Source organism: Sulfurimonas sp., assembly GCF_047622445.1.
Classification (GTDB): Bacteria; Campylobacterota; Campylobacteria; order Campylobacterales; family Sulfurimonadaceae; genus Sulfurimonas.
In genome coordinates this window covers 19064-34826 of the sequence record NZ_JBLHOE010000009.1, presented here as the reverse complement: position 1 = coordinate 34826, position 15763 = coordinate 19064, and the positions used below count along the sequence as shown (strand labels likewise).

15 protein-coding genes are annotated in these 15763 nt (G+C 33.5%); 7 read left to right on the top strand and 8 right to left on the bottom strand.

Going from position 1 to position 15763, the window contains the following annotated elements; all coding sequences use genetic code 11:
* Window positions 1–114 precede the first annotated feature (114 nt).
* The 5 genes from ACI9TV_RS03450 to ACI9TV_RS03430 are packed head-to-tail and all read left to right on the top strand — an operon-like array spanning window position 115 to window position 4867.
* Complete coding sequence (locus tag ACI9TV_RS03450; RefSeq protein WP_415249360.1) at window positions 115–1494, top strand: hypothetical protein; 1380 nt, start codon at window positions 115–117, stop codon at window positions 1492–1494.
* 12 nt (window positions 1495–1506) lie between these two features.
* A complete protein-coding gene (locus ACI9TV_RS03445; RefSeq protein WP_415249359.1) occupies window positions 1507–2004 on the top strand; it encodes a DsrE family protein in 498 nt (165 codons plus the stop codon).
* A gap of 52 nt (window positions 2005–2056) precedes the next feature.
* Window positions 2057–3040: a cache domain-containing protein gene (locus ACI9TV_RS03440; RefSeq protein ID WP_415249358.1), complete on the top strand. Its 984-nt coding sequence runs from the start codon at window positions 2057–2059 to the stop codon at window positions 3038–3040.
* On the top strand, window positions 3037–3696 hold the full coding sequence (locus ACI9TV_RS03435) for a response regulator transcription factor (RefSeq protein WP_415249357.1): 660 nt from the start codon (window positions 3037–3039) through the stop codon (window positions 3694–3696). Before ACI9TV_RS03440 ends, ACI9TV_RS03435 begins: the two co-directional genes overlap by 4 nt.
* A complete protein-coding gene (locus ACI9TV_RS03430; protein WP_415249356.1) occupies window positions 3662–4867 on the top strand; it encodes a sensor histidine kinase in 1206 nt (401 codons plus the stop codon). Before ACI9TV_RS03435 ends, ACI9TV_RS03430 begins: the two co-directional genes overlap by 35 nt.
* 29 nt (window positions 4868–4896) lie before the next feature.
* Here the strand turns inward: ACI9TV_RS03430 and ACI9TV_RS03425 are convergent, their stop codons facing one another.
* Window positions 4897–5292: a response regulator gene (locus ACI9TV_RS03425; RefSeq protein WP_415249355.1), complete on the bottom strand. Its 396-nt coding sequence runs from the start codon at window positions 5290–5292 to the stop codon at window positions 4897–4899.
* A gap of 128 nt (window positions 5293–5420) precedes the next feature.
* Between ACI9TV_RS03425 and ACI9TV_RS03420 the strand changes: the two genes are divergently transcribed.
* Window positions 5421–6191 carry an undecaprenyl-diphosphate phosphatase gene (locus tag ACI9TV_RS03420; RefSeq protein WP_415249354.1) on the top strand — a complete coding sequence of 257 codons (771 nt, stop codon included), beginning with the start codon at window positions 5421–5423 and terminating at the stop codon, window positions 6189–6191.
* 158 nt (window positions 6192–6349) lie between these two features.
* Here the strand turns inward: ACI9TV_RS03420 and ACI9TV_RS03415 are convergent, their stop codons facing one another.
* On the bottom strand, window positions 6350–6937 hold the full coding sequence (locus ACI9TV_RS03415; protein WP_415249353.1) for a non-canonical purine NTP pyrophosphatase: 588 nt from the start codon (window positions 6935–6937) through the stop codon (window positions 6350–6352).
* A gap of 49 nt (window positions 6938–6986) precedes the next feature.
* Here ACI9TV_RS03415 and ACI9TV_RS03410 point away from each other — a divergent pair, with 49 nt between their 5' ends.
* Window positions 6987–8321 (top strand): MFS transporter, encoded by a 1335-nt coding sequence (locus ACI9TV_RS03410; protein WP_415249352.1) that lies wholly within the window; start codon window positions 6987–6989, stop codon window positions 8319–8321.
* A 42-nt stretch (window positions 8322–8363) separates the two neighbouring features.
* Here ACI9TV_RS03410 and ACI9TV_RS03405 read toward each other — a convergent pair whose 3' ends face one another.
* The 6 genes from ACI9TV_RS03405 to ilvD all read right to left on the bottom strand — a co-directional run bounded on the left by ACI9TV_RS03405 (window position 8364) and on the right by ilvD (window position 15644).
* Window positions 8364–10070 carry a flotillin family protein gene (locus ACI9TV_RS03405; RefSeq protein ID WP_415249351.1) on the bottom strand — a complete coding sequence of 569 codons (1707 nt, stop codon included), beginning with the start codon at window positions 10068–10070 and terminating at the stop codon, window positions 8364–8366.
* Window positions 10071–10079: 9 nt separating this feature from the next.
* Entirely contained in the window at window positions 10080–10742 is a 663-nt protein-coding gene (locus tag ACI9TV_RS03400) for a YqiJ family protein (RefSeq protein ID WP_415249350.1), read from the bottom strand.
* A complete protein-coding gene (locus ACI9TV_RS03395) occupies window positions 10739–11383 on the bottom strand; it encodes a PspA/IM30 family protein (protein WP_415249349.1) in 645 nt (214 codons plus the stop codon). The genes ACI9TV_RS03400 and ACI9TV_RS03395 overlap by 4 nt, the downstream gene beginning before the upstream one ends.
* A 221-nt stretch (window positions 11384–11604) precedes the next feature.
* The gene (gene infC / locus ACI9TV_RS03390) at window positions 11605–12123 is read right to left on the bottom strand and encodes a translation initiation factor IF-3 (RefSeq protein ID WP_415249348.1); all 519 of its coding nucleotides are present in this window, start codon (window positions 12121–12123) and stop codon (window positions 11605–11607) included.
* Window positions 12120–13928 carry a threonine--tRNA ligase gene (gene thrS / locus ACI9TV_RS03385; protein ID WP_415249347.1) on the bottom strand — a complete coding sequence of 603 codons (1809 nt, stop codon included), beginning with the start codon at window positions 13926–13928 and terminating at the stop codon, window positions 12120–12122. The genes infC and thrS overlap by 4 nt, the downstream gene beginning before the upstream one ends.
* A gap of 15 nt (window positions 13929–13943) precedes the next feature.
* Complete coding sequence (gene ilvD, locus ACI9TV_RS03380; RefSeq protein ID WP_415249346.1) at window positions 13944–15644, bottom strand: dihydroxy-acid dehydratase; 1701 nt, start codon at window positions 15642–15644, stop codon at window positions 13944–13946.
* Window positions 15645–15763 lie beyond the last annotated feature (119 nt).

The window sequence follows — 15763 nt, the reverse complement described above, 5'->3', positions numbered from 1 at the left end:
TTAAACCAAGAGGCAAGATGAAATTTTTACATACTTCGCTCTTTCTTGCAAAACTTTACACTTTTTTTTCACTCTTATTTTACACTACGTTATATCTTTCCATAGGAGGAAAACATGAAAACTGCTTTAAAAATAAAGCTAATCAGTTTAGCATTGCTCACTTCGGGTTCACAACTAAGTGCTGCAAACTGGTTAATGCTGCAAGGTACACAACCTGAATTCGTAGCGCCAAAAGGGGTTATAGTCCCATATAGAAGTCGTACACCAAAGATATGGGGGTTTGTTCAAGCAAATTTTCGAAAAGATAGTGGGACTCAATTTATAGCTCCCGATGGAAAAAATAAAACTCCATTCTCTTTACTTAACCCCAATTTAGAGGATCAATCTGGTTTCAATATTTTTCGTGCCCGTGTTGCAGTAAGAGGTATGGCAGATAAAGAAAATAAAATCAACTATTTTGTAATGACAGAATTTGGTAACAATGGTATAAATAACCCTGCAGGTCACAGTGAAGCTTCTACATACTTTACAGATGCATCAATTACTGTAAAACATGTACCTTATGCAAAATTACGTGTAGGTAAGTTTAAATATCCAGGTAGCGAGGAAGGTTTACAAGCTGTTTTTGTTTCACCGTATATTTCTTTTACAACGATGACTAATCAACAAATGCTTGATCGCTCAAACAAAAATGTTGGTGCTGCACAAACTGGTGCAGCAGCTGGTGGAGCAGCCTCTGTTCACTATACAACTACTAGTATAGAAAATCCAGTTGGAGCTTTTAGAGATACTGGTCTACAAATTTTTGATACTATAAAAATTTCTGATGGTTGGGCTGCAAGTTATGCTTATATGTACGGAAATGGTAGTGGTATATCAAATGTAAATGGAAATGACCAAGCTACCCATTATGGTTACTTAGCACTTGAAAAAACATATGGTGGTAAAGGTTTTTTTACTGAATCAATGAAGTTTTATGCTTGGGGACAAACTGGTAAGCGTATATTACTATCAAATAATGGTGTATCGACTGACAGAGTAGAGACCAACCGCAAACGACTTGGACTTGGTATCACATATTATCGTAATGGACTTCGTGTTGAGGCGGAATATATGAAAGCTAAAGGTATGATTTTTACTGGTGCAAAAGAAGTTAATTCTGATCCACAAATGAATGAATGGCAATATCAAGTTGCAGCAGGTGAAGAAAATAAAGCTGATGGTGGTTATATAAACCTTCAGTATGAAGTTATTCCAAAAAAACTAGAATTCTTTGGAAGATATGACTTTGCAAATCGTCTAACTAATGATGCTAAAGCTGAACGTGACTTTACAACAGCGACACTTGGTGCTTCTTATAGATTCAAAGGGGCTACTCGTGTTGATCTTAACTACGCATTTAGAGATGCAAAAGCTCCAGGAAATGCAAATGCACAAAAAGTTCTAGATAATATGGGCAACCGTCTTGAAGTTCAATTCACGGCACATTTTTAAAAGGAAAATAAGATGAAATATATTAAATTAGCTTCGGCATTACTATTACTTACAATGTTAGCTACACCGTCATTTGCAGAAAAACAAGATGATACTGTAAACGTTGTCTATCAATGTGATTTTGCAGATCCAAAACGTGTACATTTAATGCTCAATACATTAAACAATGCGGTGAAGCATTACCGTGAACACTTCATAGACTTTGAACTTGACATAGTGGCACTTGGACCATGTCTTCAATATGTTATGAAAGACTTTAAAGATACTGGTTACATGAGAAAACCTTACATCAATAACGGAGGACCTACTGGAAAAGGAACATCCTCAAGACTTAAAGATTTACAACAGCTAGGTGGCGATAATATACAAATGTATGCTTGTGGTAATACTATGAAAAAGAAAAATGTAAAACCAGAGCAAATTGCAGATTATGTTAAACTTACACCTGCCGGCATTATTAAAATTATTGATCTTCAAAGAGAAGATTATGCCTACATAAAAATTAAGTAATATTATATAAAAAGAGTATAGAATACTCATAATATATACATTTTGGAATAATATGAAAACTTATCAAAAATATCTTTCTTTATTGTTAATAGCTATCTTTATTTTGGGTAGCTATTTTTATCTACAAAATCAAAAGAATTATATAAGTAAAGTGCATACAGTTTTAATAAATATTCTTAACAAACAAATAGAAAATGAAAAGGTACAAGCTTTTAACTTTGCCTTTGCTCTCTCTCAAAATGAAACCCTCCAAAATTCTCTTAAAAACAATAACGCAAAGAAAGGTTATAAAATTTTACAAGAGCATATGCATGCTTTAGAAATTTTCAGTAACTCTAAAATCCATGCTCAGATACTGACAAAAGATTTTGTAATCTTTGCAAGAAGTTGGGATAATCGTGATGCAGGAGTTAGTGTAAAAAAAAATAGACCTGATTTACAAGGGATGCAAAAGAGTAAAAGACCCCATCTCTCTTTTGAGGCGGCAAGGAAACTAGTGCTTATTGCTTCTATTCCAATTATAAGCGATGAAAAAATAATTGGTTATTTAGAAGTTATTCAAAGATTTAAATCTCTGAAAAAAAATTTAGCCAACTATGACATGAATCTCCTCGTATTACTCAATTCAAAGTACAAACAACAAGCTATTTTATTAAAGAACAACCCAAAAATAGAAAACATGATAGTAGCAGATAATGAAGCGAATGTTGAGCATATAGCCTATTTACAAAAAGTAGGTATTTCAAAATTGTTGAACAATGGAAAGTTAGAGGGCGAACATCATTTTTACTTTTTGAGAGCTATTTTAAATAATAATGGAGACAATATTGGATCCTTTGTTTTAATTGTTTCAAGAAAAAAACTTGAACTATTTAGTGCTTTTGAATCAGAACTGGACAGTTTCTTTACCTACGCAAGAAAAGATTTATATTATTCTATCAATAACAATAACAATAAGACTGATGTATTTTCGTGTTTTGAAGACACAGATACCTATGATAATCAAATAAACATTTCTAGAGGAAAGATAAAATGAATATACTTTTGCTTGAGGATGATACTGTATTAAAAGAAAGTATTACAGAGTTTTTAGAAGTAAAGAATTATAAAGTAGATAGCTATGAAAACAGTAACGATGCTTTTGACGCAATATTTTCATCTGAATATGATCTTTTGCTACTTGATGTAAATGTCCCAGGTGAATGGAATGGGTTTTCCTTAAGAAAAAAGTTATCTCTAGAAGAAAAAAACATACCAACAATTTTCGTTACATCTATGTCCAGTTCAGATGCTATGCTTCAAGGATATGCCAATGGTTGCTGTGACTACATCAAAAAACCTTTCGATTTGATAGAACTTTACTTAAGAGTCCAACATGCACTTAAAGCCAACTGCTTCAAAACAGATAATGATTTTTTAGAATTATCAAAGGGCTGTAGGTATAATTTATCTACCTATGAACTTATAAGTGATAATGAAACTATTTTACTTAGTAAAACTGAAAGCAAAATTTTTGAATTATTTCTAAAAAATAGAAATCAAATAGTCACTTTTGAAATGTTGTATGAGCAAATATGGGAAAATAATGTAGAAGCTACCAATGCAAGAGTTCAAATTAATAACCTCAGAAGAAAACTTCCAAAAGATGTAATAAGAAATGTCTATGGACTTGGATATCGCCTTGATTGTTAATGAAGAGAAGTTTGTAAAAAAGTATAGTTTTATTTATACCTTCATCATTTCTATCATACTGCTTGCTCCTCTGTATGTTTATGTAGATTACAATATAAAACTTCATGAAATAAAGATGGAGATAGAATTAAAATCTATACAAGAACATGTAGTAAGACAAATGGACAATTTTGGAAACCACCCTAACGAAACTTTTGAATTTCCACAATTACCTCAAAGTAAATCAGGACTGTACAAAGAAGACTTTTCTGTTATTTATACACAAGTCAACAATCAACTCCCATCCTATGTAACAGGTTACGATAGTCTCGACTCTCATAGATACCTCATAAGTAAACTGCCATCAAAAAAATACTTTTTTGCCCAATATTTAGTGACAGAAAAGGATATATCCTTTTCCTCTATATTTCTAGAAGCAAGTCTCATCGCCTTTGGGATTATAATGCTTATCCTTCTTCTTTCATTTTATTTTTTAAAAAGTTTTTCTCGTCCATTTCAACGAGTGAACGAAAAACTTGATGACTTTATAAAAGAATCTATACATGAGATTAATACACCATTAAGTATTATAAATGTAAATGTTGATTTGTTTGACAGTATATATGGAAAAAATAAATATTTTAATCGTATAAAATCCGCTACTAAATCACTTGCTACTATATATGATGATATGGATTACCTCATCAAACAAAATCGTATTGAATATAAAAGTGAACTTATAAATTTCAACGAATTCATGCAAGAAAGAGTCAGCTATTTTGAACTCATTTGTCACCTCAAAGAGATTACAGTATCTTTTGACTGTGCAATTTTTGTTGAACTATACTTTAATCCAACAAAGTTACAAAGAATAGTCGACAACACACTATCAAATGCCATTAAATTTTCAGAAAAGAATTCAATAATCCGCCTTACTTTAATCAATAAAGAGAATGATGTAGTGCTTAGTGTTAAAGATTATGGTAAAGGAATACAAAATCCTCAAAAAATATTAGAAAAATATTATAGAGAAGACGAGCAAAAAAGTGGTTTTGGAATTGGAATGAATATAGTTAAATCGATTATTGATGAATCAAATATTTCACTTGAAATAAAATCCAAGCGCGCTCAGGGCAGTGAGTTCATATACACTTTTCATAGTTCGATAGTAAGGAAAATAGAAACGAAATAAAAGCCCAAATATGTTGGTTTTTGAGAGTACTACACCTTAGCCATTCTTGCAGTAATTGTATCTAAAGTTTTAAAAACTGCTGCCTCATTAAACGGCTTTACCATATACCCATTGGCACCCTTTTTAATCATTTTTAGAACACTATCCTTAGAACCTTCTGTCGTTGCCATAACTATGCGAGTTTTATTCCATTCTTTGTTAGCACGAATAGCATCTACGACTTCTTCACCATTCATATTTGGCATATTCCAATCGAGTAGAACTATATCAACTTTGTCCTGTTTCATAAAATCCATTGCATAATTACCATCTTCTGCTTCATATAAATTCAAAACAGGCCATTTAGGAGCCTTAAAATATCTTTGTATTGTGTTGGACAAAACACGTCTCACTATTTTACTATCATCTACAATTAATACATTCATTCTTTCTCTTTTATTATGTTAAAATTTGATTTAAAATCTTAACATATAAACTTATAAAATATCTTTAACATTGTCTTTAAAATGTGACTAAGTAAAAGAATATCTGTTTTAACAACAAAGGTGATATAATGACAATATTTGATTCAATAATTTTAGGAATTATAGAAGGCTTTACGGAATTCCTCCCAATATCTTCTACTGGACATTTAATCGTTGCAAGTGAATTTTTAGGCATAGACCAAACAGCTGTTACAAAAGCGTATGAAGTGATTATCCAATTTGCTGCTATTTTAGCTGTAATATTGAATTATAGAGATAAATTTACCATCAAAAAAGTTGACCTTTGGAGTAAAATATTCTTGGCTTTTATACCAATTGGGACTGTTGGATTTATATTCTCAAACCAAATTAAAGATTTATTTTCCATACAGATTGTTGCTATTATGTTTATAGTAGGTGGTATTATTTTCTTAGTTGTAGAAAAGTTCTTTATACATGAGGATAAGATGAGTATTGATAATATAGAAGATGTAACACTCAATCAGGCTATGATTATAGGCTTTGCACAAATATTTGCCCTCATTCCTGGAACAAGTAGAGCTGGCTCTACTATTATTGGTGCTTTACTTGTTGGATTGACAAGAAAAGCAAGTGCTGAATTTAGCTTTTTACTCGCTTTTCCTGTCATGAGCGCCGTTACTGCATATGATTTACTAAAACACTATAAAGATTTTTCTGATGCCAACCTTCTTACATTAAGTGTCGGTTTCGTTGTAGCATTTTTCATTGCATACCTTACGATAAAACTCTTTTTAGTATTTTTAGAAAAATTTACCTTTGTAATCTTTGGTATCTATAGAATTATTTTCGGTGTAGTACTTTTAATATTATTTAACTAAACAGTTTTAAACAATGGAATAATTATTGCTTTAAATTTTCTAAATAATATTAAAGGGAGGTATCATGCATACGTTAAGCAGATATAGTGACCACTTACATATTTTTCTAGAAGAACTAGAACAATCATTTTTTGAACTAAGTCAGAGACTTTTATAAACTAGAGAGTTTCTAAAATTATTTTTGCTAAACTCAGCGCTTTAGATCTATGAGATAATTTCTTTTTTATTTCATCATCTAATACACCTAATGTTAAATCATACCCTAAAGGTATAAAGATTGGATCATATCCGAACCCACCATTTCCTGAAACTACAGTGTGAGCATTTCCATACATCCAACCATGAACGCAATACTCAAAGTCGTTTGACACAATGGCGATTGCTGCTGTGTAATAAGCAGGTGAGGATTTAAGCCCTTTTTCTTTTATACTATCTATAAGCTTATAAAGATTATCTTTGTCACTCGCATCAACTCCAGCATATCGTGCGCTATATATTCCCGGTTCACCCTCTAGGACATCAACACTTATCCCACTATCGTCTGCCACAACAATAACACTATCATCATTTAAAGCTTCAAAAACAGCTCTTGCTTTAATAAGTGCATTTTCTTTAAAAGTTTCTCCGTCTTCAATAATTTCAAATTCATCAATTAATTCACTATATGGAATAACTTCATGCTCATTACAAAGAGCTTTTATCTCTCTAACTTTACCTTTATTCGATGTAGCTAAAACTAACTTCAAATTTATTTCCTTATAGTATAATCTCATCATTATACTATAAAGGTGTCAAATGTTTAAAAAAGTGTTCCCACTTTCATCGATAATATTCCTACGATTTTTAGGATTATTTTTAGTTTTACCTGTTCTTTCTGTTTACGCACTTGAACTTGAGTATTCAACTCCATTACTTGTTGGTGTCGTTGTAGGTGGTTATGCACTAACTCAAGCTATCTTCCAAATTCCCTTTGGAACTCTCAGTGATAAAATAGGAAGAAAACCAACTATTTTATTTGGCCTTATCATCTTTTTAATTGGTTCAATTATTTGTGCATACTCAACTGATATATATACACTAATGTTTGGACGTTTTCTTCAGGGTGCCGGAGCTATTGGTTCTGTTGCAACTGCTATGATCTCTGATTTGGTTGAAGAAGAGTCACGCGGAAAAGCTATGGCTATCATGGGTGGTTTTATTGCGATGAGTTTTGCACTAGCTATGGGTCTTGGCCCTGTTATAGCTTCAAACTTTGGAATAAGTTCAATCTTTTTAATTACTTCTGTTTTAGCTGTAATTTCAATGGTACTTTTATTTACAAGCGTACCTACTCCACCAAAGATTAGACATATTTACCATAATGATTCCAAATTATCAGATATCCTAAAAGACAATAATCTTTTAAATATGATCATTATCAACACACTTCAAAAAGGTCTTATGACCATGGCTTTTGTTTTGATCCCTATCATTCTTACAAAACCTTTAACTGAAGGTGGTGTTTTTGGCTGGGAAAAAGCTGAACTATGGCAAGTGTATCTTCCCGCAATGATAGCTGGTCTCGTAGCTATGGGTCCTGCTGCAGTATTTGGTGAAAAGAAAAATATCCCTAAACAAATATTTTTACTTTCAATCGTGCTTTTCCTAGCTTCATTTTTAATCATGGGATTCACAACTTCAAGTAGTGTATTTGTAGTGGGTGTTGTCTTTTTCTTCATTGGTTTTAATATGATGGAACCACTTGTACAATCTATGATAAGTAAGTTTGCTAAAGTTCACCAAAAAGGTGCAGCATTAGGGATTTCTAATTCATCAGCATACTTCGCAACATTCCTAGGTGGTACATTTGCAGGTCTATACTTAGACATAAGCGATAGAGGAACTCTAGCAGCAAGTGTTTCAGTAATTATTGTTTTATGGTTAATATGGACAGTGTTAAAGCTTCAAAACCCAACGAGACACTCTCATCTATACCTTGATCACGATATAGTTGATTTAGATAAACTAACTGCACTAGAAAATGATAACATTGCAGAATGGTATATCAATGAAACACAAAATTTAGTAGTAGTTAAATATGTAACTGGTGCAATCGAAGAAGAAGATCTACAAGCAAAAATAACTCTATAATTTTAAGACTAGGAAATAATACAACTTCCTAGTCCACTTCCATTATTTCTTAGTAGTTGTTTCAGTAAATTGTGAACCCATACTCGTTATATCTGAACCACTTAATCCAAGTTCATTCAATAATGTATCTACTATTGGTGCTTGTGCTTTAAACTTTAAGGCACTATTCACTAGCTGATCTGGTAAGCTTACACTATCAGAACTAGAAGTAGTACCGGCTCCATTATTTAACTGAGTTATACCATCAACCTGCATAATTTTAATACTCTCTATTTTTTCCATTGGCCTAACAGACTCTTCAATTATTTTAGGTAAAAACTCAATAAGTTTCATTTTTATTTGCATCTTAATCTGTTCTTCGGATAGAAAGTTTGCTGCTTCATTAATAGCCTTCTTGCCCTCTGCATCCACGTTATAACGAATAGCTGCGGCTTCAGCTTCAAGTTTTTCTGCTTGTGCTCGACCTTCTGCAGAGATTCTATCTTTATCTGCTTGACCTTGTGCCAGAGTCCTTTGTGCTTCGGCTGTATCATCTGCAGCTTGCTTCTCCGCTTGGGCTCCTACTTTAATACTAATAGCTTCTCTCTCAGCAATCTGGCTAGCTTCAATAAGCTCAATGACTTTTTGTCTCTGTGCTTTTTCACTTTCTCTAACAGTAATAACTTGTTCCTCTGCTTTTACAGCCTCAGCCCTGGCTATATCTGCTTGTGTTTGAGCTATTGACTGTTCTTTGGACTTTTCAGATATTGCTATATCTTTTGCTTGATGAGATATTGCAATACTTTGGTTCTTTTCAATCTCTTTTTGCTCTATAAGTTGTTCTTTTGAAATTCTATCTTGCTCAATCGCTCGCTCAGATGCTATCTCTTTTTGTTTAATATCTTGATTTGCTACAATTCTTGCGTTTTCAGCTGTTCTTTGATTGTCAGCTTCTTCACGAGCAATCTCTGAAGATTGTTCTGCTCTTCTTATAGAAATTTCTCTCTCTTGAGAAAGTTTCGCATACTCTTCCTCTTTTTTAATTTCTAGAGAGTATTGTTCAGCTTCAAGATTTTTTCTTTCAATCTCAATACTTGTATCTCTTTCTATATCATTTCTTTTTTTTCTTCGTAACTCTATCTCTTTAGTTAAAAGAGTTAAACCCTCAGCATCAAATGCATTATCAGGATTGAAATATTTTTTGTTAGTCTGGTCAAGCCCAGTTAATGAAACAGACTCTAATTCAAGTCCATTTTTCAGTAAATCCTCTGATACAACTTGTTGCACTTTTTGAACAAAGTCAACTCTCATTTCATGAAGTTCAACCATCTCCATCTCAGCAGCAACAGCACGAAGCGAATCAACAAACTTACCCTCTATTAATTCTTTAAGGCTCTCTATTCTCGTTGTTTTATCACCAAGTGATTGAGCAGCCTGAGCGATAGAATCAGCTGTGGGACGTACACGAACATAAAACTCCGCTAAAACATCAACTCTCATTCTATCTTTAGTGATTAACGCCTGTTCATTTGCTCTTTTTACTTCTAATCGAAGAGTATTCATATTTACAGGGATAACTTCATGAAGCACAGGTAGTACTAAAGCACCACCATTCATTATAACTTTTTCGCCTCCTAAACCGGTTCTAACAAACGAAATTTCTTTAGAAGCTCTTTGATATAACCTTGCGAATATAAGACCTATAGTCACTAACGCTATAATAATTATGGCCGGGATGATTAAGTTTGCTAACATTTGTTCTACTAACATTGAAATCCTTTAGTTTTTTAATGAACTATGTTCATTTTTAATGGCATAAAAACCATTTAATTTTTGTTTTGAAAGAAGTACATCTTCACCTTGAATAAACTCTATCTCCTGTGATTCTGGTTCAATCATAAAATAATGAGTTTGACCATATTTATCTTTTATTTTTCCCTCAGCAGGCAAGCCATAACTTGCTTTTCCAAGCGTAATTACTGCTACTTTTCCTATAAAACTCTCTTGAGATAGTGCACTTGTTTCATCTTTAGGCATTATTTTCTCAAGTAACGATGTAAATAATCTCACAAATGGAAAAGTAATAATTAAAGCTATTGGCACTACAATAATTTGAGATAAAAGAGAGGACGTGAGTGCATAAAACATGTATTGCATTGAATAGCCTACAAGACCAAAGGCTGTTAAAAAACAGACAAAAATGATTAATACTGGAACTTTTCCGTAGTTTAACCAACTAAGAATTTTACTCAGTACACCTTCAGATGCATCTGCGCTACCTAACTCTAAATCTAGATCAGGTAAAATAGTCTCTAAAAAAGAGGAAATGCCGAATCCTAAGATTGCAGTGATTCCCTCCAAAATAGAAATAAACAGCATAAGAACTAAAGCTACTGTGAATATAGAGTTAGAATCATTATTAATAAATTCTATTAGCGTCATTCTTGATTGGCTTTAATCGCATTAAGTCTTTCTTCTATACGATTTTTACGTGTTAACGCTTCTAATTCCGCTAGCTTCGCTTCATCAGTATGTTGTGACAATGTTGTATTAACCCCCATGACACGATTAAAAGCGGCTGCTGACTTAGAAACATTGTCTATAATTTTTGAATCTTGAGCTGTAGCACTCTGTAGTGATTTTTTGCGTTGCTTAAAATTCTGTAGTTCATCAACCATCTCACGATTCTTTGCTTGTAATGCAGTTATATAACTCTCTAACTCTTTTATCTCTCTGAAATAATTTTCTAATGATTTTTTCAACACTGGTAGTTGCGCTTCTATATCCATTTGTTTGGATATTGCCATCTCTGCTAAATCTTCCCTATTCTCTTTTAAGGCTACTTGAATTTGATCATTTAACTCTTTGAATTTTTCTTGCTCTGACTCTATTCGTACTTCAACATTGTGTTGTAAAACTATCACTTTTCCAAGCTCGTGACGTACTTCAGATATTGCTGATTCAATTTCCCTTATACTTTCTTTCATCACAATTTCTGGTGACACACTCTCAGCTGCATCAACGAGAGCATTGATACTACCAGATATTAATCTACTGACTCTATTTGTTATATTTTCACTCATTAATGTTCCTTATTATTCAATTAATAAAACAATATTACTTAATTATTATTAACAAGCATAATATTATTATAATATATTGGAAAAAAACTACAAAAAAGGGTAATTTTATCTTTAAGGAAGAAGTGAAATTGATTTGTTATGTAAGGGGATTAATAATTGAGGGGAAAGCCTAGAAAGACTTTCCTTTTTAGAAATAGAACTTGTTAAATACTTGTTGCTAATTACTTCTGTGGCGTTACATACATGTTGAAATAACGACCTTCGAACTTAGGTGGTTTTTCCATTACACCAAGATCTTCAACCATTGGCCAAACTCTTAGAAGAACTTCTCTACCAGCTTCTGGATGAGCCATTTCACGACCTCTTAAGAATACACGAAACTTAACATGAAAACCTTTTTCTAAAAACTCTCTTGCATGTTTAACTTTATATGCGACATCATTTTCAGCAATTTTCACAGATAGCTTAATCTCTTTAACAACAATCTTAACTTGATTTTTACGTTGTTCTTTGAGCTTTTTCTCTTCTTGATATCTATACTTACCGTAATCCATAATCTTTGCAACAGGAGGCTTTGCATCCGGAGCGATTAAAACTAAGTCTAATTCTAATTCATTAGCCTTATCCATAGCTTCATCAATAGGAATAACACCTAAAGATTCTCCACCATCTACATTACATCTTACTTCTGTTGCACGAATGTCATCATTCATTATCACACGGTTTTTCTTAGGAGTCAAAAATTTACCTCATTTATCTTAGTTTGTATAAGTACAAGAAACTCTTCTTCACTTAGTGTATATTGCTCACGTGTACGTCTGTCACGAATAGCTACAGTTTTATTTTCAATCTCTTCATCTCCAATAACAACTATCATCGGAACACGAGTTTTTTCTGCAATTCTGATACGTTTATTTAACGAATCATTCTTAGCGTATATCTCACTATCTGCATTTATATCGATAAGTTTATCTGATAAAAGCTTAGCGTAATCTTTATGCACTTCTGCAACCGGCACAATAGCTACCTGTGTTGGAGCGATAAACATAGGAAATTCACCAGCATAATGCTCAGTTAAAATTCCTATAAATCTTTCGAAAGAGCCTAGAATTGCACGGTGAATCATAACTGGCTGAATTTTTTCATTATCTTCACCGTTATATTCTAACTCAAAACGAGCTGGAAGATTGTTATCTAGTTGAATTGTTCCACATTGCCACTCACGTCCAATTGCATCAAGAATTTTGATGTCGATTTTAGGACCATAAAAAGCTCCCCCACCCTCATCTATCTCATAATCAAGGTTATTTGCCTTCATCGCATTTATAAGAGCTGCTTCAGATTTTTCCCAAATTTGGGCATCACCAACAGCTTTTTCAGGTTTTGTTGAAATCATCATTTTATATTTAAAATCAAATGCTGTCATAAGCTTATCAACAAAGTCTACAACTTCAATAATTTGCTCTTCTATTTGATCTACAGTACAAAAGATATGTGCATCATCTTGTGTAAATTCACGAACTCTAAAGAGACCATGTAAAGCACCTGTAAACTCATGACGGTGAACTACACCGTACTCAAAATATTTTATTGGTAAATCTCTGTATGAATGAAGTTCATCTTCATATACTTTAATGTGACCAACACAGTTCATTGGTTTTACACCAAATTCTACATCATCAATCGTAGTGAAATACATATTTTCACCATAATTTTGGTAATGTCCTGAAGTTTTCCAAAGCTCACTTTTAAGCATTTCAGGACCACGAACTGGCTGATATCCACGCTTACGGTGTGCTTTAAAAAGTAATGATTCTAAACGTGCACGTAAACGTCCACCAGCTGGTAACCAGATAGGAAAACCAGCCCCAACTTCTTCACGAAAAGTGAAAAGCTTCATTTCGTTACCAATTTTACGGTGGTCACGTTTCTCAGCTTCAGCTAGCATTTCCATATGTGCTTTGAGTGATTCTTTATCTGCAAACGCGATTCCATAGATTCGAGTAAGTACCTCATTCTTGGAATCACCACCAAGGTAAGCACCTGCTAGTTTAGTAAGTTTAAAGTAACGGATTAAACCAATAGAAGGTAAGTGGGGACCACGACAAAGGTCTTCAAATTCACCTTGCTTATAAATGGAAACAGTATCATCAGGAATTCTATCCATCACAGCTAGTTTTAAATGATCGTCTTTAAATTTTTCTTTTGCTTCATCCATAGAAATAGAATATTTTTCTATCTTGTACTTTTTCTTTGCAAAAGAAAGCATTTGTTTTTCTATTTTCTTTAAATCTCCAGAACCGATTTCTGATTCAGTCTTAAAGTCATAGTAAAAACCTTCCTTTACTGTTGGCCCAACATAAAATTTTGCATCTGGATAAAGCGACTTAATTGCCTGCGCCATTAAGTGTGCTGTTGAGTGACGAAGAACATCTAAAGATTCAGGTGAATTATCTAAAATAATATCTTCACCACTTATCCCACGTTCTTCGGCAGTCACTAAATCTACTATTTCGTCATTGTATTTTATTGCTATTGCGCTCAATATCTATTTCCTTGATTAAAGTTCTGTTTTAAGTACAGCACCATTTGATGCATTTGATACAAGAAGTGCGTAACGTTTAAGCCACTTAGACTTCACTTCATTTTTATGTGGTTTCCATGCAGCTTTTCTTTTAGCAAGAGTAGCCTCATCAACATTAAGTTGTAAAAGATGATTATCAGTATCTAACTCAATCTCATCTCCATCTTCAACTAAAGCGATAAGTCCACCCTCAGCTGCTTCTGGTGAAACATGACCGATAGAAGCACCACGTGTAGCACCAGAGAATCTACCATCAGTAATAAGAGCAACACTTTCGCCAAGACCCATTCCCATTATCAGTGAAGTAGGAGCTAGCATTTCTTGCATACCTGGTCCACCTTTTGGTCCTTCGTAACGGATAACTACAACATCACCTGATTTTACTTTGTGTGCCATGATTCCAGCAAGAGCCGCAGTTTGAGAGTTAAAACAAACTGCTTTACCTTTAAACTGTCTCATGTCTCCGGTAATTCCAGCAGTTTTAACAACAGCACCTTCAAGAGCAAGATTTCCAAAAAGAATAGAAAGACCACCAACATGAGAATAAGCATTTTCATTTGTGTGAATAATATCTTCATCTAAAATTTCACAGCCTGCAATTCTCTCAGCTAATGTTTCACCAGTAACCATAAGAGCGTCAGTCATAAGTGAACCAGCGGCACCACTACCTCGTCGTTTAACAACTTCATTCATTACAGCATTTACTCCACCTGCTCTGTTTACATCATCCATGTGAACATCACTTTTTGATGGTGAAATCTTAGCAATATGTGAAACATTATCAGCGATTTCATTTATTTTTCTAATGTCAAAATCAACATCTGCTTCTTTTGCAATAGCAAGTAGGTGAAGTACTGTGTTTGAACTTCCACCCATTGCCATATCTATAACAAATGCATTGTGAATAGCTTTTTCATTTAAAATATTTTTCATTTTAAATCTTGGATCTTCTGCTTTGGCCATTTCAACAACACGCTTTGCAGCCGTCTTCACCATTTCTAAACGTTCTGGTGTCATCGCTAAAACTGTTCCATTACCTGGAAGTGCAATTCCCATAGCTTCACAAAGAGTGTTCATAGAGTTTGCAGTAAACATTCCAGAACAAGATCCACCTGATGGACAAGCTTCACATTCTATTTCATATAGCTCTTCATCTGTCATTTTTCCTTCAGCATGTTGACCAACTGCTTCAAATGCAGTTGCAAGGTCGATTGGAGTTCCATCTTTTTTATGCCCAGCAGCCATTGGACCACCTGAAACAAAGATAGTAGGAACATTTACACGTAAAGCACCCATAATCATTCCAGGAACGATTTTATCGCAGTTAGGAATACAAATCATCGCATCAAGTTGGTGGGCATTCATAACAGTCTCTATAGAGTCTGCAATAATCTCACGTGATGGTAAAGAATAAAGCATACCTTCGTGACCCATAGCAATTCCATCATCAACACCTATGGTATTAAATACAAATGGAACACCACCAGCTTCACGAATCGCCTCTTTAACAATTTCACCATATTCATGTAAAAAGAAATGCCCTGGGATAATGTCAATATAACTGTTAGCTATTCCAATAAATGGCTTATCAAAGTCTTCATCTTTAAGTCCGGTTGCGCGTAACAACGAACGATGTGGGGCTTTATCAAAACCTTTTTTTATAATGTCACTTCTCATTTTAATTCCTCTATTATAGTTTACATTTTAATTATAAATGCGATTATACCACCTTTTTTACAATTTAGTCTAAATACTCTTTACAAAGCTAAAACAATCGGCTATAATTCCGGCTCACT